This is a genomic window from Pseudomonas sp. GNP013 (assembly GCF_054343995.1).
The window spans coordinates 921,601-943,808 of the sequence record NZ_JBTGUT010000001.1; the positions used below are offsets into that span (position 1 = coordinate 921,601).

Annotated in this window: 17 protein-coding genes, 1 tRNA gene and 1 pseudogene; 7 read left to right on the plus strand and 12 right to left on the minus strand. The window is 53.9% G+C overall.

All coding sequences use genetic code 11. The features are described 5' to 3' along the window. The first annotated feature begins 201 nt into the window (after positions 1–201). A tRNA-Arg gene (locus ACXX81_RS04270) sits at positions 202–278 on the plus strand. A gap of 135 nt (positions 279–413) precedes the next feature. Then, the gene (locus ACXX81_RS04275) at positions 414–1,727 is read left to right on the plus strand and encodes a hypothetical protein (protein WP_458571261.1); all 1,314 of its coding nucleotides are present in this window, start codon (positions 414–416) and stop codon (positions 1,725–1,727) included. Here ACXX81_RS04275 and ACXX81_RS04280 read toward each other — a convergent pair. Next, positions 1,724–2,328 (minus strand): annotated as a pseudogene (locus ACXX81_RS04280) (recombinase family protein). The gene ACXX81_RS04275 and the pseudogene ACXX81_RS04280 overlap by 4 nt on opposite strands. Positions 2,329–3,808: 1,480 nt before the next feature. On the opposite strand from ACXX81_RS04280, the gene ACXX81_RS04285 reads away from it, so the two are divergent. After that, complete coding sequence (locus ACXX81_RS04285) at positions 3,809–8,386, plus strand: AAA family ATPase (RefSeq protein WP_458571262.1); 4,578 nt, start codon at positions 3,809–3,811, stop codon at positions 8,384–8,386. Between the two features lie 291 nt (positions 8,387–8,677). Here the strand turns inward: ACXX81_RS04285 and ACXX81_RS04290 are convergent, their stop codons facing one another. The 6 genes from ACXX81_RS04290 to ACXX81_RS04315 all read right to left on the minus strand — a co-directional run bounded on the left by ACXX81_RS04290 (position 8,678) and on the right by ACXX81_RS04315 (position 13,915). After that, positions 8,678–8,887, minus strand: a complete 210-nt coding sequence (locus ACXX81_RS04290) for a hypothetical protein (protein WP_458571263.1) — start codon at positions 8,885–8,887, stop codon at positions 8,678–8,680. A 62-nt stretch (positions 8,888–8,949) separates the two neighbouring features. Next, positions 8,950–9,792 carry a coiled-coil domain-containing protein gene (locus ACXX81_RS04295; RefSeq protein WP_458571264.1) on the minus strand — a complete coding sequence of 281 codons (843 nt, stop codon included), beginning with the start codon at positions 9,790–9,792 and terminating at the stop codon, positions 8,950–8,952. Between the two features lie 98 nt (positions 9,793–9,890). After that, positions 9,891–12,779, minus strand: coding sequence for a DUF927 domain-containing protein (locus ACXX81_RS04300; RefSeq protein WP_458571265.1), 2,889 nt, complete (start codon positions 12,777–12,779; stop codon positions 9,891–9,893). Then, complete coding sequence (locus tag ACXX81_RS04305; protein WP_003187533.1) at positions 12,776–13,048, minus strand: DUF3077 domain-containing protein; 273 nt, start codon at positions 13,046–13,048, stop codon at positions 12,776–12,778. The genes ACXX81_RS04300 and ACXX81_RS04305 overlap by 4 nt, the downstream gene beginning before the upstream one ends. After that, the gene (locus ACXX81_RS04310) at positions 13,045–13,329 is read right to left on the minus strand and encodes a hypothetical protein (RefSeq protein WP_458571266.1); all 285 of its coding nucleotides are present in this window, start codon (positions 13,327–13,329) and stop codon (positions 13,045–13,047) included. The genes ACXX81_RS04305 and ACXX81_RS04310 overlap by 4 nt, the downstream gene beginning before the upstream one ends. 385 nt (positions 13,330–13,714) lie before the next feature. Then, positions 13,715–13,915: a helix-turn-helix domain-containing protein gene (locus ACXX81_RS04315; protein ID WP_048363505.1), complete on the minus strand. Its 201-nt coding sequence runs from the start codon at positions 13,913–13,915 to the stop codon at positions 13,715–13,717. Positions 13,916–14,035: 120 nt separating this feature from the next. Between ACXX81_RS04315 and ACXX81_RS04320 the strand changes: the two genes are divergently transcribed. Then, positions 14,036–14,575 (plus strand): hypothetical protein, encoded by a 540-nt coding sequence (locus tag ACXX81_RS04320; protein WP_458571267.1) that lies wholly within the window; start codon positions 14,036–14,038, stop codon positions 14,573–14,575. On the opposite strand, the gene ACXX81_RS04325 is transcribed toward ACXX81_RS04320, so the two are convergent. After that, a complete protein-coding gene (locus ACXX81_RS04325; RefSeq protein WP_458571268.1) occupies positions 14,568–15,779 on the minus strand; it encodes a site-specific integrase in 1,212 nt (403 codons plus the stop codon). The genes ACXX81_RS04320 and ACXX81_RS04325 overlap by 8 nt on opposite strands. A gap of 453 nt (positions 15,780–16,232) precedes the next feature. Here ACXX81_RS04325 and ACXX81_RS04330 point away from each other — a divergent pair, with 453 nt between their 5' ends. Beyond that, positions 16,233–17,618, plus strand: coding sequence for an MFS transporter (locus ACXX81_RS04330; protein ID WP_322214295.1), 1,386 nt, complete (start codon positions 16,233–16,235; stop codon positions 17,616–17,618). Between the two features lie 57 nt (positions 17,619–17,675). On the opposite strand, the gene ACXX81_RS04335 is transcribed toward ACXX81_RS04330, so the two are convergent. From ACXX81_RS04335 to flgA, 4 genes are all read right to left on the minus strand, one after another. Beyond that, positions 17,676–18,425, minus strand: a complete 750-nt coding sequence (locus ACXX81_RS04335) for a flagellar brake protein (RefSeq protein ID WP_209983992.1) — start codon at positions 18,423–18,425, stop codon at positions 17,676–17,678. Between the two features lie 96 nt (positions 18,426–18,521). Beyond that, complete coding sequence (locus tag ACXX81_RS04340) at positions 18,522–18,992, minus strand: flagella synthesis protein FlgN (protein WP_458571269.1); 471 nt, start codon at positions 18,990–18,992, stop codon at positions 18,522–18,524. Positions 18,993–19,040: 48 nt separating this feature from the next. Next, positions 19,041–19,367, minus strand: a complete 327-nt coding sequence (flgM, locus tag ACXX81_RS04345; RefSeq protein WP_003233506.1) for a flagellar biosynthesis anti-sigma factor FlgM — start codon at positions 19,365–19,367, stop codon at positions 19,041–19,043. Between the two features lie 141 nt (positions 19,368–19,508). Beyond that, positions 19,509–20,267: a flagellar basal body P-ring formation chaperone FlgA gene (gene flgA, locus ACXX81_RS04350; RefSeq protein WP_209983988.1), complete on the minus strand. Its 759-nt coding sequence runs from the start codon at positions 20,265–20,267 to the stop codon at positions 19,509–19,511. A gap of 81 nt (positions 20,268–20,348) precedes the next feature. Between flgA and ACXX81_RS04355 the strand changes: the two genes are divergently transcribed. Further along, positions 20,349–21,281, plus strand: a complete 933-nt coding sequence (locus tag ACXX81_RS04355) for a chemotaxis protein CheV (protein WP_057010069.1) — start codon at positions 20,349–20,351, stop codon at positions 21,279–21,281. Positions 21,282–21,323: 42 nt separating this feature from the next. Next, on the plus strand, positions 21,324–22,151 hold the full coding sequence (gene cheR / locus ACXX81_RS04360; protein WP_209983985.1) for a protein-glutamate O-methyltransferase CheR: 828 nt from the start codon (positions 21,324–21,326) through the stop codon (positions 22,149–22,151). Positions 22,152–22,208: the final 57 nt, after the last annotated feature.

Below are 22,208 nucleotides of genomic sequence, written 5' to 3' on the forward strand. Positions count from 1 at the left end.
GCAATTTGCAATGCTGGCATTTTGGGGGAGTGCATTTTGCACGATGCCCTGCAAGTCCCGGTTTTACTGGGCCAAGTAGCGATCTGCCGGGCGAGGAATGACCTACACGTAAAAAGCCAACGGACGACATGACAAAACGGACCTTGGCCGTTAACATGCTCGCCGTCCGTCGCCATGCCTTTGGCCGGGCGACTGTCATTTGTCCCAGTAGCTCAATTGGATAGAGCATCCCCCTCCTAAGGGGAAGGTTGGCCGTTCGAACCGGCCCTGGGACACCATATAATTCAACGTCTGCAGCCTATTTTTAGTATCCGTCATTGATCTCGTGGGTGCAGGATGGGTGCAGAAACAGAATATGGACCCCGCCCTATCAATAGTGCGGGGTTTTTTTGCGTCTAGAACAAGGAGGAAAGATGCACAAGATTTTTGAGGATTTAGTCGACGAACTCGAGCTGATACGCGACACGCTTAAGGGCTCCATTCCGAGCAATGAAGCGTTTAGCCTTGCTCATCAGAACTGGGCGTTCCCCGCGATTACTGTTCCTGAGCTCCAACTTCGCGCTTTAGCAGTCATCGACAAGATTACTGAGCGAGGTGGCGAAGTGGTTAAGGCCAATGAGGATCTGCTGGCCCACTATGTCCTGCGTCTCAAATTCGTCCGAACCTCAACAATTCCTCAAATCTGGAACAACGCAGGAGCTGGCACTTGGGTTTACTACTGCACGTTAGACGCTTTAGAGGTTGCCCTTGAGGCAGCCCTAGAAAGCACTCAACAGCAGGACATTGATCGGTCGATCCAGGCATCAACGCGCCAGGCTCGTTCGATGGAAGCAAAGATCATTGAGTTAACGGATCGATCTCAGCACCTCGATCAAATGGTGAGCCGCATTGAGTCAGCCCATACAGCGGCGGAGGAACTGCCCACCGACGTGCACTCATTGAAAGAAGCGCGTAGTAAGGTTGATTCAATCCTTAGGGCTTCTGATATTGATCGCGATCATATTTCAACCGCACGGCAGGGGGCCGAGCAGCTTCATGCGGAGCTGCAGAAGTATTCAGAAACAGCTAGAGATGTGCTTGAACGGTGCGAAACTGCCTACGCATCAGCTACGAGTACAGGTCTTGCCGCAGCGTTTTCTGAGCGTTCCCAAAAGCTGGATAGCTCTTCAATTGGCTGGATCGTAGGTCTAGTCGCGTCCCTATTAGCCGGGAGTCTTTTCGGCTCTATTCAGTTGAAAAGACTAGCTGATGTTGTTGGCGAGTCGAATACGCAGGGTTTTACAATTGCGATTAATCTGGTTCTAGCAATCCTCTCGGTAGGCGGTCCTATCTGGTTTGCATGGTTGTCGACAAAGCAAATTGGTCAGCGCTTCCGGCTTTCAGAAGATTACGCGTTCAAGGCGTCAATCTCGCGAGCGTATGAAGGCTACCGCCGTGAAGCCTCGAGAATCGACCCTGAGCTTGAGCGACAATTGCTTGGATCTGCGCTTTCTAGGCTAGACGAGCAGCCGTTGCGGTTGGTGGAGACGGATAGTTTCGGTAGTCCTTGGCATGAGGTGCTTTCATCTGACGTAATGAAAGACGCCATGAGGGCCGTTCCGAATTTTGCTGCTCAACTGACGTCCTTTGCCAGCGACTCACTGAGTAAGGCGAGATCTCCTAAACAAACGCCTGCCGTTAATTCTGCTACGCCAGTCGTTCCGCCCGGCGAGACAAAAAGTAGCTAGCCATCTCCCCTGATCCGGATAACTGTGGTGGTCGAACAGTCTGCGTGCCGAGCGGTGGCGCGGATGCCCAAGCCGACCGCTAGCAACTCACGCACTTGTCTGTGCAGGTCTGCGTTTACTGGCCGGCCCTGATACTTGCCGGGCGCCCTGGCTTTCTCGATTCCTTGGGGCTGGCGCTCCCTGCGTTGCTCGTAATCTTTGCGGGCAATGGCCGCCATCATCTCCACTAGCATGGAGTTGATCGCTCCCATCATACGGCCGGTGAGCTCGTGGTCCTTGATATCCATTCCTTGGTGGCCCGACGAAAGGTCAAGTGCGACTATGCGCAGGGCCTTGGAGTCGACACCGGCCTTGAGCTTTTGCCAGTCCTCCGGGAGACGGGATAGCTGGACTATGGACTCCACTAGCAGTACGTTGCCCTTATGCACGTCTTTCAGCAGGCGGAGCAACTCCGTCCGGTCAGAGCCGGCGCCGCTAGCGTTCTCCAGTTACACGCTCGCAATGACCTTATTATGGTGCTGTCGAATTGATCGAGCGCGGTCTTGGCGCGGCCGGCGTCTTGCTCTTCGGTGGATGCTCGGAGGTATGCGCGGATGAACATTAAGATTGCCTGTATCAGTTAGGGCATTCTACGAAATACTGTTGCACTGTGGCTGTTACTTATCAGGCGAAAAGCACGGATAAGGAAAAATAATCCTGTATGTGGATAGGCATACTCGGGTGTAACACCTGAGGTTCTGTAACACCCACTTCTACATCACGGCAGAGATCGTGTAACGAATAAAAATCTCTTTATATTCAAATAGTTATGAATTTTGTAACGTTTGTATCACCAGTAACACGACTTGCAAGTCTCGTCCCCTTGCCCCTCTTACAGAGGTTCCTACAGCGAGAGTAACCTCCCTCTTGGTTGCAGCATTGAATACCTGACTGTGTTAGCCGGAACCGATTAGGCACCGATGTTGCTATCGGCCTGTACGGCGCTTTGTCGCTAAGCGTTTGGGTATGTGCGATGTCCTGCCCTCAGGAACTGGGCACGCTTGATGCGCTGAGTCCATGTAAGACGTGGTCCGGAGTGCGACGTTTCGAATGGGGCACCGAAAAGTCGCCGGGGACCCTGACGACATCCTAGCGACACGGGGCATGAAACCCGCGGGATCGAGTTAGTGGGTGGCGTTGAAAGTTACTGAAATTTCAATCGTTGAAATTGAAAGGATCTTGAAGAAAAAGGGCGATCGTTACAGCTTTGGTAATGGTGGCCGTATTTGTTGCAGATAATGAACGCCTGCATGGCGTCAACCATGTTGATCGATGTCAACCACGTCAACCTGTCAACCGACGTAGGAAAGACTGCCGCTAGCACGATCCCGCGGGTTCTATGCCCCGTGTCTTTCTGAAATGCCCAGGGGCCCCGTCACATTTTCAAGTTACCGACGCGACCTGTTTTCGTCGCTGTAGGGGAGCCATACGAGGGGCTAGGGGATTGTCTCCTAAAAAGCGTGTTACAAGTGTTACGCGTTTTGAGATTTAAGTTAAGTCATTGATATATAATGGTTTTATTTTAGTAACACTTCTATGAGAAGCGACCATTGAGTGTGTTACATGGGAAATCTGTGTTACATCTGTAGCCGTCTCGTGGTGAGCGCTTCGATCCTAACCAGGTCCTTAATTATGGAAACTCCTGCGGGGCCGGAAGCTGTTGCTCGTGTTAGAAACCCTAGGCAGGCATGGGCACTCCGCTAACTGCTTCGTATTCTCCTGTTTACAGTTTCGTTTTTTCCTCCGCTCAATTGCGTGCCATAAGTATGCGACTTGATGGATTAATAGGTTAGAAGTGGATCAGGGACATTAGGCGAAATTCGCGGCGTAGCAAGATGGCTGTTACACGATCAATGATCAGTATCCACATCCTGTTGTTGGTCTCAGACAATTGGTAGGCCTATACTAAACCCTTCACTTTTCCGGCGTTTGAAGCTGTTGATTGATGGGTTTGGATTTTGACTAAATAGCTGACAGTCAGTTGTTGTATAAAGTTATCGGTACTAAATTGCGGGGGTGATGTCCTCCGATAGGAGAAATATATGAGCATCGCCGGCATTCGTTCCAATCGGGGTGACATTTACCAGACGTTGGTGGCATTTGATTGGGCATTGACAGTAATGTCCGATGAGGACTATCAATGGCTCGAAATAGATTCGATAAATTATTCAGTAGATGACATAGTGGTAGGCAAGGCTGACGGTACGTTGATTGCTTGTCAGTGTAAAAAAAATCAGACTGATTTTAAGGCTTGGTCAATAAGCGACCTTGCGGATGAGTTGGAAAAAGCCGCCAGTTTGTTGGAAGATGATTCAAATGTAAATGTTCGTTTCTACTCAAGAAGCAATTTTGGATCTCTCGCAAAACTAAGGGAGCATAGTACCACCCAGCATAACGAAGAAAGTTACTTGGCGAGTTTAAGTCAGGAGCACAAAATAGTAGATAAAAGTTTTTCTGATTTGCTACAAAAACTATCCTCCAGTATCTCCGTATATGAATTTCTGAGCCGAACTAATTTTGTCGCCAGCGATGAGCTAAGTCGTATGGAAGAGCTGCTTCGCGAGCGGTTACGCAATTTGGTGAGCAATACTGACTCTGCATTTACAGCGCTTTGGGCTAGTCTCGATCAACTAGGTGCGAGAACAGGTAGCGATGGTGTAACCGCAGCTGCGCAGCATCGATTAACTAAAAGTGATCTCAAAACCATTCTTAAAAAGGCAGGGGCGACGATAGTTCCTCCAATGGATCTTGCTGAGGTGCGTCTTTCCTTTACCAATACATCTGCTATTGGCAGGTCGTGGCGACGAGATATAGCGGGGCAACGTTTCTCCAATACCATTCTGGACGAGCTACTCGTATCAATTAGTGATAAAAAAAGATCAATTTTGCTCACGGGCCTTCCGGGATCGGGTAAAACCTGCGTGATGCTTGAGTTACAAGAAACACTGGAAAAACGGGCAGAAACTGATTCCGGCATTGTGTCACTCTTTATCCAGTCCCGTGAGTTCGCCGACTTGGCCACATCAGAAGATCGTCTAGCTCAAGGCCTATCTGTACACTGGGTAGAAAAGGCAGCTCGGTTGGCTGAAAACGCCCAGGTGATTGTGGTAATTGATTCTTTGGATGTGCTATCCATCGCTCGGGATCATCGCGTTCTTCAATATTTCCTTGCGCAAATAGACCGGCTGCTGTTGATTCCTAATATTTCTGTCGTTACAGCTTGCCGTGATTTCGATAGGCAGTACGATCGGAGAATTGCAGAGCGACAATGGGATTGTGAGTTGAAGTGCAAACCAATGGACTGGGATGCGGACGTTGCGCCTTTGCTTCATTCACTGGGGATTGCTACTGAAGTCATTGACGATGCAACACGCATACTGATAAAAAATCCACGTGAGCTTGCATTGTTTGTCGAGCTGGCCCAAAGAGGCGGTAGTTTCAATGTTGTGACTAGCCAGGCACTTGCCCAACGTTACCTCGATAAAATTGTTCGAGCTGACAACTCTCTAGGGGACGTTGCAATAAGAGCAATTGAAGCCACAGCCTCAGAAATGCTGAAGTTAAGAAGTTTGACGATTCCACATCAGCGGTTTTCGGCATCTCAGGATATTCAGCGAAAACTTTGCAGTTTAAATGTTCTGCGGGAGACTCAGGATGGAAAGCTGACATTCGGGCATCAGACACTCTTGGATGTATTGGTTATAAGTGGGGTTGTGCGAACTGGCATAACTTTAAATAAATTCATACATAGTTTGCCGCCTGTTCCCTTTGTCCGTCCTAGTATTCGAAGTTTTGTCGCGCAGTTGGCAATAGGCGAACGCCGTGAGTTTAGAAGCCAGCTAAGGTCCGTCTTGACGGGTAGTGCGGCCTTCCATATTAGACGTTTAGTAGCGGAATCATTCGCCGAACAGGTCCCGCAGGAAGAAGACTGGCCATTGCTTCGTGATTTGCGCGAAAAAAATCGCGATATCTTTCAGGTGATCTATGGCTTGGCGAATTCAATTGAATGGCATCGGTACTGGCTAAAGCACTTGATTCCTGCTTTAAAGTTTACTCAGGATTCTGACGGACTAATGGGGCATGCTTATCGTATTGCGCAATGGAGCAATGAAGATTGTGTGGGTGTGCTGTCATTCTGGATGGATGCTCTCTCGCTAGGTTGGATTGATAAGAGTGAAATTGCTGAGCGAATTGGAATCCATCTTTCTGAAATTAAATCGGAAAATATGGCCTTGGTTGCTCCCTTGTTGGAGCAGCTTATCGATATGCCGCTATCTGAGCATAGTTTTCTTGGCCGGGTCGTTGCTAAATGTGTTGACGCTGGAGTAGCTGAAGATGCCTTGCTCTGGCGGTATGTCGCAGGAGAAATCAAAGACGAGGATTTACTTAAATTTAGGCTTAGTAATAAGTTGCGTTGCCAAAAGCATGAGTTTGGAGGGGGGCAGAACGAAAAGTTCATCGAAAAACGTATGATGAAATCTATTGCCTTGCTGGATTTGGCAATAGATTCAATCGAACAGTGGAGCAGTGCTCGCAGCTTACGCTATGGTAATACTCGTATAGGCTATAGAAGTTGTTTTCTAAACGAGACCTCATATGAAGATTTGCATAGCCAAAGAGATGCGAATCATACTAGCAGCATGAATGTTCTACTTTGTGCAGTTGAGAGGGCTATTTTGCATCAAGCAAAGAACAACTCAGCTTGGTGGCAAAAAAATCGCAGGCGTCTTTGCTTTAATCACGAAGGAGCGTTGTTATATTTCGGTGTACTCGCCTGCACAGCCTCGCCAGCGGCCAACATTGAACTGATAGCTGATATGTTGTGTGATAGAAAAATTTTAGAGTTTGAATTGTCTTATGAGCTAGGTTCATTGATACAAGCAGCATTTAATTTTTTTGCCGTATCGGTTCAAGATGCAGTGATGCGGAATATTTTAACCGTTTGGAACGAAGAAGTTGGCGAGGATTCGAAATTGTGGGTATTGAGAGCTCAGGCAGAGTTTATCCTACCTATTCCTTGCTACCTCCGATCACCAGAAATCCAAGCGGTTTTAGATTCATATGAGGAAAAAGCAGGCGGACTGGTGCGCCAGCCAAAAATCCGTTCGTCTGGCGGTATAGTAAGCGCACCATTTCCATTCGAAGTTTTTTTAGAAGTAAGCGATACCGGGGTACTAAGGTTACTAGCGCACTATAACGGTTATTCAAATTGGCATGGGGCTGATTTTCTTACCGGCGGTGAGCGTCAGGTTGGCTCGCAATTGCAAGAGGCTTCATCTCGCAGCCCCTCTCGGTTCTTGGGGTTTTTGTCTAACAATTGGTCAGTGATTCCAGAAAGTTTTCGTGATGATATTATGGATGGGGTCGCTAGATATCTGGCTTACAGTTATGGGAACTTACGCGCAAGCGATTCTTGGCGATCGGTCGAAGATCCTCAGGCCACCCTTTTGGTATCCCAGATTTATGATGAGCTGGAGCGTCATCCAGCTGAATGGCACCACCAGCGCACAGCTGCCAAAGCACTTGAAGCTTGTGCAAACGTCATTCAGGATGCGAAGGAGGCATCACGACTCATATCTTTAGCCAACGGCTTTGTGGGGCTTCATGAGACTGATCCAATCGAGGGCGATGGTGTAGATTTAATAGATCTAGGAATCAACATGGCAAAGGGAGACATTTCTGATGCCTTGATGATCTTAGCTAATAATTTTCTAAAGCGAGGCATTGAATTTCCTGAATCGCTAGTGCCAGCTTTGCGTCTTTTTGCTAGTGACGAACATCCTGCTATTCGAGCCTTGATTTTACGTCGTCTGCCGTATTTCCAAAGTAATTGTTTCGATCTGGGGTGGGAGTTGTTTCATCTTGCTATGCAAGATAAAGAAGAGCTTTGGCAAGTCGCTGAGCCATGTCTTTATTATTCCTATTATAATCATTTCGAAGTGGTAGGGCCGCTGCTAGGAAGTCTTCGCAGCAATGGGTACGGTAAAGGCCTCGAAACATGGGGGCGTATTTCGGCTCTATCTGCCATGATTCAGCGCGTCAGTTTTGCTGAACTCTTAGTAGACTTGAACGCTTTGGGGGATTCAAACGCTTGGCGTGGTGCAGCAACCGTCTGGACTAATGATGAGAATATCCGACAGAACCGAGAGCAGTGTCTTGCCGGTATAAAATCAGGCCTGAACACAGGCGGCCCCCTTGCTCTAGGCGTTGCTGAGGAAATGGCTCACATTTTTGACGACAAAGCCGATGCGGTTTCTATTCCGATAGAGCTAATTGATAGCTGTTTTTCTGTGTTTGAAAATGATGAAGATGGCGAGAATAGACATCATCGTATGTTTGGAATTCATGAGTGGCTTAACGCCATAGTTCAAATCGATCCAGAGCAAGCTCTGAGTGCAGCCGAACGATATTTGGCTTATGTCCGTCATGCAAAAAGACATTTATTTGATCACCAAAATAGTCTTACCCAACTTATGACTCGGCTCTTTGCCGAAGCAGAGGAACGAGAGGAATCTGACTGTGGCATGATGCTGCAACGCGTTGTGGGAGTACAGGACACGTTACTTTCACTCGGTGTCAATGGTGTAGTCGATTGGTTGAAGGCTGCTGAGCGGCCGTGAGTGGCAGCATGCAATCGACATTGTTCTTTTGCATGCTATGTTGGACGGGCCGGAGATTTCTAGCAGTACTCAGTCTAGCGGTCCTTCGACTCACAACCGAGATGGATTGCTACTTAGCAAAAATCGGTTAATCAAGAGGGAGGGTATATTCTTAATCTTGAGCGACTGTCTTTAGCCGGGGGGCATTCCTTATTCGACGGCCCGTTATTGGCTTGAAGCGTACCGTGTTGAACTCATTCTGTGATGTCGTAATTCAGTGAAGTGGAAGCTTTCGGTGCTTCCACCTCTACTTTAGCCAGCCTTTCTTTTGAGCTGAAGGTCAATGAAATCAAGCTCTGCCTTGATTGCATCAATCGTGAGCGTTTCAACCTTGGTGTCTTTGTTTGCTCTTGCGTTGAGTTTTTTCATGCCAGCTATGACGGCAATTATCCCTCTCAAGTGAAGCTTGCGTGCCTTTAGGTATTCAGGCATCTGAGCATTGTTCTGTGGTGGTTTATCCATGGTTAGACCGGTGGTGGGCCCGAAGCAACCGCCTTTGCTGGTTGCTTCGGGGAGGTTTTAGGTTACGCCGCCAGGAGGTTAAGCAGGCTGTGCTGATGTGAGCGATCCACGAGTTCTCGCCAGGTCCAGCTTCCGAAGTGCTCGCCCTGTTCAGGGATATCCAGCTTCATCAGTGCAATCGGGTCTCGACTAATCAGTTGCCGTGCAGCCCACAGCTTGCCGCCGGTCTCTAGCAGTGCTTTCGCTGCCTCGTTCCATTGTTCTTCCAGCACAGTATTCGCCAGGTGAGCCGCTTTGTTCTCGATCTTGGCGCGTTCTTTTTGTGCCTCCGTGATGTGCTGATCAATCGTCACCAGCTCCTGCTCCAGGGCGGTAATCAGTAACTGTTGGCGGCGGTTATGCTCAACCGCAGCCGTGAGATTTTTTGCTGCTTTTTGAGCTTCAGCATTAGCAGCTTTCTCACCTTCCACATCGCCCCAGGCTACAGCCTGCGCATAGGCGGTGGCTGCATCCGTTTCAGCTTGTCGAGCCTTTGCCATGTCTTCATGTGCGCTCTGGCGGACTTGCTGCAATCGGGTCTCGATGCTGCTGCGCTTCTCGTTGAGTTCCATCTCGTCTGCTTTCCAGTTCGCCATATCGCTGAGATAGCCCGCAGCCAAGCTCTCACGGTTTGCCAATGTCTCAAGGCGATGAATCTTTTGATTCAGGTTGCGGATCTCCAGATTTCGCGAGTCGATGCGTCTTTTGTGATCGTTGATTTCATCCTGCACGGCTCGTTGACGGCCCTGCTGGATGACCTCCGGGCTTTCCAGCGCTTCTTCGAACGGTGCCAAGTCGCGCTGAATGCTCTCCATTTCGAGGGTCAGTGTGTCGCGGCGGTCTTTCAGTTCTTGGATAGTGTTCATCTGTATTATCTCTGGGCACTACGTTTGATAGGCATGGTTGTTGAGCGGCTGGCGAGGCCGGGAGTGAGCCGGCGCTACCTCGATCAGTAGGCTTACAGCTAGGCGGCTTTTGCCTCGCGTTCGTCCTTTCCTGGAACTGTCTTCACCACATAGCAGCGCTGAGGCCCTAACCCAGGTAGACGAATCAAGCTGTACGGCTTGCCATCGCTTCCCGGTTCGAGCATTCCCCGTTGCAGCAGCTCCTTATTCACAGCGCTTATGTTCATGCCTCTGAAGATTTCGGCACGCCAGGCTTCAGGCAAAACGTAATAGGTGTTGGTGGTGTGCAGGGCGTCGCCCATGCCGTGTTCCAGGGTCTTGCGAAAGCCCAACCGATCAATCGTGCGCGGCCCGTGCTCATCGATCTTTGCAGCGGTAGATTCCCAGCGGGTGAAGCGGCTTTCGCCAAAGCGCTCTATAACCTGACGCAAGCGCGCCGAGATCGCGTCGCCCTCCAAGTTCCCGGCGCCGCCGCGTTCGGTCAGCCATGCATGAAGACATACCCGTGCTGCGGTCGTCGCTGTACCGTCGGGCCAGCCGGTGACGCCGAAGGCCGTGGCCAACTCTCCCGCCGCTGCTGCGAGACCGAAGCGAAGGGCGGCTCGTTGGGCTTGCCCACTCGCCGAGGCGGGCAAGTTTTGGGTGATGAACTGTTCCACCGTGCGCCGCACAATCACCGACCATCTGAACATTTCCCCTGGCGCACACAGTGCGTTTAGGAAGGCTGTGAGGGGCGTGCCGTAGTATTTGGCTACACGGGCCTTGAGCGCATCGGAGAGGGCGGCGGCGTCTTCAAAACCGTTCAGCACATCGAACATGCCTAGCCCTTTGCTGGCATCCGCTGGCACGGCCAGCATGCGCACCTCCATGCCGGCTTTCAGCTCCTTGTTGGCATCCGCCATGTGCTGCGCCAACGTCTTCTCGCCCGTCGAGAGAAACAGCAAACGCCACTCCTGCACCTGTCGGCCTGCTTGCCCTCGATCATTCGCCCGGGCCTTACCGGTGCCGTTGCCGAGCATGTAAACCGTCTCGCCAATAATGCGCGGGTCGCACATGCCGATTTCATCCAGCACCAGGAGGCCGTCTGAGTGTGCAGCAGCAATGGACTCCAAGGCGTTATCGGTCGAGCGCCACGAACGCACCAAGCGCGGCCCGCCATAAACCGAAGCAGCAACTTGCAGGTGGGTGGTCTTGCCCCCGGAACTGTCGCCGTAGAGATGGAAGCCGCCTGACTCATGACCGAGCAGGCTCAACAAAGGCCCTGCGAAGGCCACAGAGACGACAAACGCCAAGCGGTGGTTGCCAACGCACAGCGCACCGATTTGCTGCTGCCATTGCTCCAGAGAGCCTGCCTCGCTAATGGGTGGCAACTGCGCACCGGCTTCATAAAAATGCAGGTGTTCGGCGTGTGAGCCAATTTGCTGTTCGGGCAATAGAAACGCATTGTCGTGCCAGCCCAGGCGCGTCACCAAACGTGCGCGCTGGGCGCTGTCGAAGCCGCCGAGGTAGCTTTGTAGGTCGTTGCGGGCATTGCGCCCTGATCGGCTTCCGGCAAGGCGTAGGCCCATGTCTACCAGTGGACCGAGAACGTCCTTGCCGAAGTCGCCGGTCATGGTTCGGGCTGGAATGTTCCAACGTTTTTTAGCGCCGTCCGGGTCATCGAACTCAACCAACAAGCCCCAGTTGTGGCCCTTGTCGTCGCGAGTGCGAGCGATGATTTCGAGAGGCGAACACACGGGGCGTGCCTCACCATCATCGCCGGAATAAAACACTCCTTCAGGCGTCAGGCGAAAGCCGCCCGGCAACAGATCATTTTTCGATTTCGCAGGGCGTTTAGCGGGCGTCTTGGCCTTCTGTTCTTGAGACCCAGTGGGCTCAGCAGCACTGCCGAAAAACTCGCCGTTGCGCACCAGCTCGGCGACGTGGCCTGGGGTCCAACCTTTGGCTAGCGCATCCGCTGCATCGTCACCGTCCGCCCATTTTCCACCCTTGATGAGCGTCGGCCTGCCGCCTTTGCTGCTGGGCTTGCGATTGAACACGTCGAGCGAGATTCGTTGCACTGAAGCGGCGCCCAGCTCAATCAACCTGAGCTCGATGGCCTCCATGCAGTTATTGCCGCTGGCGTCGTTATCCGGCCACAGCACTACGGTACGCCCCTTGAGCGGCGTCAGATCGGCCTTGTGCCAGGAGTTCGAGCCGTTTGGCCAGCAGGTGGCTACGTAGTCGGGCATCAGTTCGGCGGCGGCGTCAGCCGCTTTCTCGCCTTCACACAGCACGACCGGCGCATCGGCGTGCTCTGTCAGCTCATCCAGACGAAGCAGTGGCCGAGGCTCGGGCAATCCTTGCCAGCGCCATTGTGTGGTTTGCCCATCGGAGCGCTTGCACCAGGTCAAAGGCGCAAAGACCTTTCGCGGCTTACCGTTATCCTCGAGGCCCAGGTCGAAGCGATACAGTGCCATCACCGGTTGGCCCTGCGCATCGCGGTAGATCCACACTTTGGACGGAACACCATGCTGCCGGTGTTTGGTTGGGCACTTGTTCATGGCCTCGGCCGGGATCGGTCGAATCGCAACCCACTCCGGCGCAGCGCTCTTGGCCGGTAGGCTTTTGGTGATTGCAGATCCTGCGGAAACGCTGAGCAGATCTGCCAGTTTTTTACAGGCCTCAACGTCCGTGCCGCCGTCGATGTAACGCACAAGGTCGATCAGGTCACCGCCCTTATCGCCGGTGGCAAAATCTGCCCAGGTGCCTTTGCTCAAATTGACCTTGAGTGAGCCTGCGCGTTTGTCCGTGCGCGTCGGGTTTGGTGCGGTGTATTCCTTGCCTCCGTCGACGCGTTTGCCGTTTGGCAGCCAGTGAGCAAGCACACGGTCTATGTTCTTCAGGGCAGTGCTTTTTACGTCGGCAAAGCTCGGACGTTTTGAGGTGTTGCCGGTGCGCTGAGTCACGGTGCGATCCTCGACTCAAGCAATGCCTCGTTCACGTCGTCGATCAGTGCCTTGGCCATCTCGCCGAGGTAGAACGCAGGCCAACTAAAGCGCTCACCCGCATCGCTGATGGCGGCGTCAAGAATCAGTTGATTGGCGTGATGCAGAATTTGGGAGACGGCTTCAAGTGCGTCTTCCAGCGGGATACCGGCATTCACCCGAAACAGGTTTTGGCCGTTACCGTTGGCAGGAGAAAACTCGGAGCGTCCACGAGTGCTGGAGTGGGTCATAGCGCACCGCCGTTCTGGCCCATCGGCACAGAAGAGGCATCACCGTACATGGTGAGTGTTTTGATCAAACCCAAGGTGCCGCGCACGTCCCAAATAACAGACGACAACACGCGGTTGGACAGCAGTGGTTTATCGCCGTCTAAGTGATCTTCCAACAGCATGAGAACTGAATCGGCACGGTCGAGCGCACAGGTGATGGCGTCGATAGGCAGACCGGCTTCGGCGTCTTGGCTGACGCAGAGCAGATCCTCGGGTAGTGCAAAGCCTGGGAGCATGCTCATTGGGCACCCCCAAAGACTCTCAGATTTTCATATCTGGTCGTTAGGGCGTTTGAGTCCACCCATTCGGCGTATTTATAATCTTGCTTGTTGAGGGGGTTGAGCGGCACTTGAATTTTATAGGCGCCACAGCAACGAAGGACTTCAAGGTCAACTACTCGTGTCGTGTTCGACATTCTGCGTTGATCAAGAATTACCCCCATATGGTCTACCAGATTTATGGTGATATGCTTAGAAGGTTGCATTGCAGTCTGCTCAGATTTGCTGTGTGACAGTCGAGTCAGTGGTACGAACACTGACTCGACACCCTTTTCTTCGAGGGACAGGTATAGAGCTACGCTACGCGAGAGAGTTGTTTGCAGATTTGCTCCCTCGAATAACGACGCGCTCACCTTGATCCTTCCTTTGCTGCGCGTTCAATCCACGCCTTGAGCTCGGTCATCAGAATCAGACGCCGCCGTCCGAGTTTGAAAGCTTTAAGGTCGCCCGCAGCGATGAGCTCATAAACGCCTGATCTTGAATAGCCAACCACGCGGGCTGCGTCTTCAACGCTAACTGCAAGGGGGGAAATGTGTTCGGGATTGTTCATTAGCTTGCCTGTCCTTGATCGGTGGAGCGGACTGTACGATACTAGTCCGGACGTAAACATCCTATTTGTAAGTAACACGATCTGCAAGCAAAAATATTGTGGACGTTCCGAGGAGGGAAAATGGCTAATCGTTCAAAGAAGGCGGTTTTATCAGCTAGGGTCGACCCTTACCTCAAAGCAGCGCTGGAGTTGCTGGCAGTCTCGCGAAACGAGAAAATCGTAAAGATCCTAGAGTCATGCCTTGAGAATGGGATGAATGACAGAGTCATTCCTAATCCGTTTAAAACTCCGCAAAAAAAAATGGAGAAAGTCAGTTTCATGGTCGCATTCGCGGCGATCTGGTCGGAGAATGAAACGCTTTACAAATTACGCGCTGGAACTCTGGGGCCTGATTTTGCTGGCGAGGAGCTGTCGATGGTCGCTATGTTTATCAACGGCGATAAGTATTTCGACGGGGAATTCGATGTTTTTGGGGATCTAAACGGTTCCACAGATACGTTTGGCTTTGAACCGCGAATGCAACCTCGCGTGAACCTTGCGTTAGTGGAGAGGGAATGGCCGATTGTTGAGGAATACGTGAGGTTCCTCTCGAACAACAAGCCACTTCAGCCGGGCTATGCCGATTACAAAAGTATGCGAGCTCACTCTCTGGCTAAATGAGTTCAACCGCAGCGGCTTTTGTTTCCGGCGCCAGATGGGCATATCGTAGTGTCATCTTAATATCGGCGTGCCCCAGCAGATCCCTTACCGTGTTGAGCGGTACGCCGGCCATCACGAGGCGTGAAGCGAAGTCGTGACGCATATCGTGCCAGCGGAACCCTTCGATCTGCGCCCGCTCAAGTAACTTGAGCCAAGCGCTTTTCACGTCTTCAAAGCGACCGCCGTCCTGGCCAGGGAACACATATGACGATTTTTTCACCTGCTTCTTCCAGGCTTCCAGCACACCAATAGTCTCTTTGTTCATCGGGATGTGGCGCGTATCGCTTGTCTTGGTGGTGGCCCCAATGACTGTGATTGTCTTGGTGTCGAAATTCACCGCTGACCATTTCAGGTCGAACAGCTCTCCGCGCCTCATGCCGGTATTCAACGATACCAACACCATTGGCTTCAGGTGATCGGTGAAGGTCAGTTGCAGTAGGCTTGGCAGCAGCTCTCTGTGGCGGTCCGTGCGCCAATTGTTTGCACTCTCGCGCTCAGCCCTAATCTCATCCTGTCTAGCGTCCAGGGCGCCGCGTAGGCGCTTTGTCTCGTCAACAGCCAGGTAGCGAACTACCCCCTTTGAGTCGACTTTGAGCTGTTTCAGCTTTGCCAGGGGATGTGTGTCGATGTACTCCCACTCAACGGCACGACTGAAAACACCACTGATCGAGCCCATTTTTCGATTCACCGTCGATGCTTTGTTGCCGGCTTGCATACAGGCGGTGCGGATTTGCTCCAGATCTCGCCCGGTGATCGCGTGCAGGCGTTGGGACATGATTGCTTCAAAGTTATTGCTGAGGGTGTGTTGTGTCTTCTCGTGGCCTTTGTGGTGAGTCTTGAACCACGGCATATATGTGTCTTCAATGAAGTCGCGCAAGGAGGGTAGGGTGGCGCCCCGTCTGCCTTGAGTGACAGCCAGAGGCTCTCCATGTGATCGGGCTTCTGCGAGGTACTGAGTGGCTTCTGTGCGCGCTTGATCAAGCGTGAGAATGCCTACACGGCCTAAAGTCTTCTTGCGGCCACGGGCCCAGGAGACGACGTAAGACTTTGCGCCGGCGGCGGTAACGCGCACGAATAGACCGCCGACCGTGGTATCGTGAACTTCGTATTCATTGCCAGTGACCTGCAGCGATCCCAGCAGTTTGGTTGTTAGCTTCTCTTTCAATTTGCTTCCATGGGTGCGTGGTGGGTGCAAAAAGAACTATACGGGGTCGTTTTTACGGACACAACCGGACGCTGATGCCAAATAAAAGCTGGGGTTGCCCAGTGATGGCTGGGCTTGATATGCCCCTCCTAAGGGGAAGGTTGGCCGTTCGAACCGGCCCTGGGACACCAGATTCAAAGCCCCGCGCAGCTCATTTGGCTGGCGGGGCTTTTTTGTGCGCGCTCGGCGCGGATCCAGTCGAACCTTGGCACTGATCCGGGTTCACAGCAGGGGCATCCTGTATTTCTCTTAAAGGTGTACCTTCCATGCGCTCGCGCGGCGTCTGAGCTGTAGTTAATCATGTTGAACACATTAATCTCCGCAAACAGCGCGTATCGCCTGTCCGGATTCGGCGATGCGGGACTATCATTCCGCTAGCCCTGACCCTACTGCAAGGAGCCGCTCGGAACGCCGATGCGCCAAATCTGGAAATCTTTTCGAGCCCTTTATTTCGCCTCTTTGATGATGCTGATCGGCTCAGGCCTGCTCAGTACTTACCTGGCACTGCGCCTCGCGGCCGACCATGTCGACAGCCTGTGGGTGGGCGCCTTGATGGCGGCCAACTATTTCGGCCTGGTGCTGGGTGGCAAGATCGGGCACCGCCTGATTGCGCGCGTCGGGCATATTCGTGCCTACGCCACCTGTGCCGGCATCGTCGGTGCGGCTGTGCTGGGCCATGGCCTGATCAACTGGTTGCCGGCCTGGATCGTGCTGCGGGTCATTGTGGGCCTGGGCATGATGTGCCAATACATGGTCATCGAGAGTTGGCTCAATGAACAGGCCGAGGCCAAACAGCGTGGCTTGGTGTTCAGTGGTTATATGATCGCGTCCTACCTGGGGCTGGTACTGGGTCAGTTGATTCTAGTGATGCATCCCGCGCTCGGTCTGGAACTGCTGATGCTGGTGGCTTTGTGCTTTGCCCTGTGCCTGGTGCCGGTGGCCATGACGCGCCGCATTCACCCGGCACCCCTGCACCCGGCACCGATGGAGCCGCGCTTCTTTATAAAGCGCGTGCCACAGTCACTGAGCACAGTGCTGGGGGCCGGGTTGATCGTCGGTTCGTTCTACGGCTTGGCGCCGCTATATGCATCTCAGCAGGGGCTGACCACCGAACAGGTCGGCCTGTTCATGGGCTCGTGCATTTTCGCCGGGTTGTTGGTGCAGTGGCCGTTGGGCTGGTTGTCGGATCGCTATGACCGCGCGCTGCTGATCCGCTGTTTCGCCTTGTGCCTGGCGGTGGCGGCATTGCCGCTGGCGATCATGACCAGGGTGCCTCTGGAAGTGTTGTTCGTTGCTGGCTTTTTCTGTTCGCTGGTGCAGTTCTGCCTGTATCCGCTGGCCGTGGCGTTTTCCAATGATCATGTCGAGGGTGATCGTCGTGTGTCGCTGACGGCCATGCTACTGGTGACCTACGGCGTCGGTGCCAGCATCGGGCCGCTGTTGGCCGGTGTGGTCATGAAGATGTTTGGCAGCCACATGCTGTATGCGTTTTTCAGCCTGTGTGCCCTGGTCCTCGTATGGCGTATCCGGCCGAAGGCGGTGACCAACCTGCATCAGGTGGACGATGCGCCGCTGCACCACGTAGCGATGCCCGACAGCATGTCCAGCTCGCCACTGGTGGCTGCGCTGGATCCGCGCGTGGACGAGGCGGTGGTGCAGGAACAGATGCAGACGCCGGTTGCAGATACTGAGCCTGAGCCCGAGTCGCCGTCACCGGTTGACGAGCCAGGCGCTGAGGAACCCGCGGAACCAGTGGACCCGGACGAACACCCTCATGACCTGAGCAGGGCGCGCCCCTGAAAACAAAAACGGGCAGATCCCATCAGGATCTGCCCGTTTTTTGTCGTGATTCGCTTGTCAGAAATCGTCGTCCTTGTCGAACCGACGTGCTTCACGTTGCAGCTGGTACACAAACCGTTCGACCTGACGCTGCACCAGCCCGCTCATGTTATGAAAGCGCACGCCGGCGAAGGTGGTATTGATACGATCTTCGAAATGCAGGTGACGCAACTCGACGGAGGTAGTCATGCTGCCAAAGGGCAGGGCGGCGATAAACCGGTCGTACACCTGGCCCAGTTGCAAACGCTCGGAGATGTCGCCTTCAAAGCGCAGTTTGCAGCCGGTAGCGGAGATATCCAGCAGTTTTCCGTTGACCGGAAATTTGAGCCTTTCGCCACCCAGCTCGATGTTCACCAGTTGCGCCAGCTTCAGCGCGGCGCGGAAGGCGTTGCGGCGCTGATGATAAACCACCTCGTCCGGCATGCTGCCAGTATAGATACGGTGGCCGTCTTTCTCGCTGATTGTGAGGGTGCCCTTGCTTTCCCAAGCGACACGCACGCCATCGTGGAAGCCCTCGATGCGAAAGGGTTCGCCGCTTTCAAGGTGGCGCTCGCCGTCACGCGGGATCATTTCGTCCATGACCAGAATTTTGCCGTCGCGGTCCACGTCCACCAGGTAGCTCTGGAAGCGCTGGCTGCGTTCGTGGAAGGTGATGATCAGCGGGTCATGACTTTCTTGCAGCATCCGCAACGTGCTGGCGATTTCCAGAGGCGTGGTGAGCACCTTGGGTGGCTGCGGGGCATCTTCCGCATTAAGGGCGTTGAACACGGTTCTTCCATCTCCAGACAATATACGACTACTCGCAAGAACCGGCATTTTGCCAGTATGTGGCGCGCCTTGGATAGGCCGCGCTGCAAACCAGCGTCAGGCTTGGCTACGGGTACTGGGTTTGACCAGGCGGGAGGTGGAACCCTGAGCGTTGTACAGCGCAGGTGGCTCACCGCCATGAAGTATGCGCAACTGGTTGGCGGTCGTAGCTTGCTGCAGCTGGATCGACTGGCCGTTGAGGAGGTTGGCTTCCTGGCACTGGGTGAGCAATTGATTGAGCACTTTGCTCTGCTCCAGCAGTTGATCACCGACCGAGGAATGGCTGGCCAACTGGGCGAGACCGTCGTGGTCGGCCGGCAGGCCGAGGCTGGTGAGAATCTGGCTGCGCTTCTTGCCGTGCTGTTCGAGCAGGACAATCAACGATTGTTTGCGCGCCAGGATTTCTTCGAGCAAGGGCATGTCCCGACCGTAGAGGGCCAGGGATTCTTCTTTGAGCAGCTCGAGCAATTGTTGCGTCGGCGCCAGATCATCGATGATCAGTTCAAGCAAGGTTTCGTCGTGGTGCATGGCAGGCCTTGGGGTTTAAGCGTCCAAAAGCCCGGCGCAGGCCAGTGCCTAGCGCTCGGCTTCGAAATTAAGCAGCTTGCTGGCTACGCGGTTGCTGTCGACTTTATAGCTGCCATCGGCGATCGCCTGTTTCAATTCGGCCACGCGGGCCTTGTTGACAACCGGTTGGTCGCGCAGCGAGTCAGTGACCTTCTGCAACTGCTGAGCCTCATTGCTCAAGTGTACGGATTCCCCGCTCTGGCTGGCGCTGGCCTGTTCCGTCTTCGCGGCAGGCGCTGGCTGGGCCTTGGCTTCTGCGCTTTCCTTGGTGCCGCTGGTGCGCGTAGTACCTGGCAACGCCGGGGAGTTATTTAAACGGCTGAAATCGATGACCATGATAAAAAACCTCTGGGTATTTGGACGCTTGCCATGTTTTCGGCCATACCCAAACAAACTTTAGGCTCGATTGACAATAAAACTGCGCGCGCAGGCGTCTGGCCCACAGTGTAGGAAAACCCGGCGTCCTGTACCAGTGTTCTATAAAGCCACCTCCACTTGCCCGGGCGCCGTTACGCGCGCCTTGATCACACGGTTGGAGTTGAGGTTCTTCACCCGAATCTGTTCACTCATACCGCCGTTGGACAGCGCTTCCCCCGGCATTCTTACGTTCAGCCCGCCGCTGCTGGCGGAGATCACTACCTGATCGCCCTTGCGGATGACCTCGGCCTGCTCCAGATGCACCAGGGTTATCACCTGGTCGGTGACCACCGGTCGGGTAAGTTTCTGCCCGATGGCCTGGTCGACCGAGGTCAGATAGCCCTGGCTGATCTGACTGATGTCGCGTTCACGCATCACCACATCCTCGAAACCAATAATGCCGGTGCGTTTCAGCGGCCGCGCCACGACTACCACTTCGCGGAACAATTTGACCTGCGCCGGCACAAACACGGTCCAGGGCGACGCGCCTTCGCAACGTACTTTTACCGTTACACGCCCGATTGGCTGGGCCGGACTTTCCAGGCTGGCTGTCAATTCCTTGTCGCACATCGGCATACGCAGACGCGGGTCGAGCTGCTTGACTTCGATCTCATAACGGCCGGGCGTCTGTGTGCTCGCCAGATAATCTTCTACAGTGAACTCAAGAAAGCCCTGAGTGACGCCGATAAGGAGATCAGGCAGGGTGACGTTGTCGGCGCGAGCCGCTGCGCCTGAGCCCAAGGCAAGCAATGCCAGCGTGACGCAAAGCAATCTGCGGTACGTTGGAAGGCGTCGGGAAACTGTCGTTTTAAGGTCCATGACCAATAAATAGCAAAGCTCGTGCCGTTTAGAGTGGAGTGCGCGTCGCACCCCCAAAGGTTTTAGCGTAGGAGTCTGGGCATGGCAGGTGTAATGGATTCAGTAAACCAGCGCACACAGCTGGTAGGGCAGAATCGCCTCGAGTTGCTGCTGTTTCGTCTGGACGGCAAGCAGCTGTATGGCATCAACGTGTTTAAAGTGCGAGAAGTGCTGCAGTGCCCCAAGCTGACGATCATGCCCAAGTCCAGCCCGGTGGTGTGTGGCGTGGCCAACATCCGGGGCGCGACCATTCCGATTCTTGACCTGGCATTGGCCACCAGCGCCGCCGGGTTGCAGGACCGCCAGAACCCGTTCGTGATCATCACCGAGTACAACACCAAGACCCAGGGTTTCCTGGTGCGCTCGGTGGAGCGCATCGTCAACATGAACTGGGAGGAGATCCATCCGCCGCCCAAGGGCACCGGTCGCGATCACTACCTCACGGCAGTGACGCGGGTCGATAACCAGTTGGTGGAAATCATCGACGTGGAGAAGATCCTCGCCGAAGTGGCACCGACCTCGGAAACCATCTCGGTGGGCGTGGTGGATGCCGACACGGCGCACAAGGCGATTTCGTTGCGCGTGCTGACCGTGGATGACTCTTCCGTGGCGCGCAAGCAGGTGACCCGTTGCCTGCAGACTGTCGGCGTGGAAGTGGTGGCCCTCAATGATGGTCGCCAGGCCCTGGACTACCTGCGCAAGCTGGTGGACGAGGGCAAGAAGCCGGAAGAAGAGTTTCTGATGATGATTTCCGACATCGAGATGCCGGAAATGGACGGCTATACCCTGACGGCCGAGATACGCAACGATCCACGCATGCAAAAACTGCATATCATCCTGCATACTTCGTTGTCGGGTGTTTTCAATCAGGCCATGGTCAAGAAAGTCGGTGCCGATGACTTCCTCGCCAAATTCCGCCCTGATGACCTCGCATCCCGGGTAGTCGACCGGATCAAGGCAGCAGATCACGGCTAGGGGATTTCCCCTGGCGGTCACACGATTTAAGAGGCGGTATCTTTGTCTACGGGTAATTTGGATTTCGAACAGTTCCGGGTCTTCCTGGAAAAGGCCTGTGGCATATTGCTCGGTGAAAACAAGCAATATCTGGTATCCAGCCGCCTCAACAAGTTGATGGAGCTGCAGGGTATCAAGTCGCTGGGCGAGTTGGTGCAGCGCATCCAGGGCCAACCGCGCAGCGGGCTCAAGGAAATGGTGGTCGATGCCATGACCACCAACGAAACCCTGTGGTTTCGCGACACCTACCCGTTCGAGGTACTCAAGAACAAAGTACTGCCGGAAGCCATCAAGGCCAGCCCGGGTCAGCGTCTGCGTATCTGGTCGGCCGCCTGCTCGTCGGGGCAGGAGCCCTACTCGATCTCGATGGCCATCGATGAGTTCGAAAGAACCAATATCGGCCAGTTGAAAGCCGGTGCGCAGATCGTCGCCACCGACCTGTCCGGCACCATGCTCAACAACTGCAAGACCGGTGAGTACGACAGTCTGGCCCTGGGCCGGGGCCTGTCGCCGGAGCGGCTGCAGCGTTTCTTCGACCCCAAGGGCGCGGGACGCTGGGCGGTCAAGGCGCCGATCAAGAGCCGAGTGGAGTTTCGCTCGTTCAACCTGCTCGACAGCTACGCCAGCCTGGGCAAGTTCGACATGGTGTTTTGCCGCAACGTGCTGATCTACTTCTCGGCCGAGGTAAAGAAAGACATTCTGTTGCGCATCCACGGCACCCTCAAGCGCGGCGGCTATCTGTTCCTCGGTGCTTCGGAGGCACTCAACGGTCTGCCGGATCATTACCAGATGGTGCAATGCAGTCCCGGGATTATTTACCAGGCCAAGTGATGTTCACTTGAAAAAACGGGAGGCTCTGCAAAGGCCTCCCGTTTTTTATGCGCGCAG

Coding starts and splice junctions, on each gene's coding strand:
- ACXX81_RS04275 (WP_458571261.1), top strand. CDS start 414: ATGCACAAGATTTTTGAGGATTTAGTCGACGAACTCGAGCTGATACGC.
- ACXX81_RS04285 (WP_458571262.1), top strand. CDS start 3,809: ATGAGCATCGCCGGCATTCGTTCCAATCGGGGTGACATTTACCAGACG.
- ACXX81_RS04290 (WP_458571263.1), bottom strand. CDS start 8,887: ATGGATAAACCACCACAGAACAATGCTCAGATGCCTGAATACCTAAAG.
- ACXX81_RS04295 (WP_458571264.1), bottom strand. CDS start 9,792: ATGAACACTATCCAAGAACTGAAAGACCGCCGCGACACACTGACCCTC.
- ACXX81_RS04305 (WP_003187533.1), bottom strand. CDS start 13,048: ATGACCCACTCCAGCACTCGTGGACGCTCCGAGTTTTCTCCTGCCAAC.
- ACXX81_RS04310 (WP_458571266.1), bottom strand. CDS start 13,329: ATGAGCATGCTCCCAGGCTTTGCACTACCCGAGGATCTGCTCTGCGTC.
- ACXX81_RS04315 (WP_048363505.1), bottom strand. CDS start 13,915: ATGAACAATCCCGAACACATTTCCCCCCTTGCAGTTAGCGTTGAAGAC.
- ACXX81_RS04320 (WP_458571267.1), top strand. CDS start 14,036: ATGGCTAATCGTTCAAAGAAGGCGGTTTTATCAGCTAGGGTCGACCCT.
- ACXX81_RS04330 (WP_322214295.1), top strand. CDS start 16,233: ATGCGCCAAATCTGGAAATCTTTTCGAGCCCTTTATTTCGCCTCTTTG.
- ACXX81_RS04340 (WP_458571269.1), bottom strand. CDS start 18,992: ATGCACCACGACGAAACCTTGCTTGAACTGATCATCGATGATCTGGCG.
- flgM (WP_003233506.1), bottom strand. CDS start 19,367: ATGGTCATCGATTTCAGCCGTTTAAATAACTCCCCGGCGTTGCCAGGT.
- flgA (WP_209983988.1), bottom strand. CDS start 20,267: ATGGACCTTAAAACGACAGTTTCCCGACGCCTTCCAACGTACCGCAGA.
- ACXX81_RS04355 (WP_057010069.1), top strand. CDS start 20,349: ATGGCAGGTGTAATGGATTCAGTAAACCAGCGCACACAGCTGGTAGGG.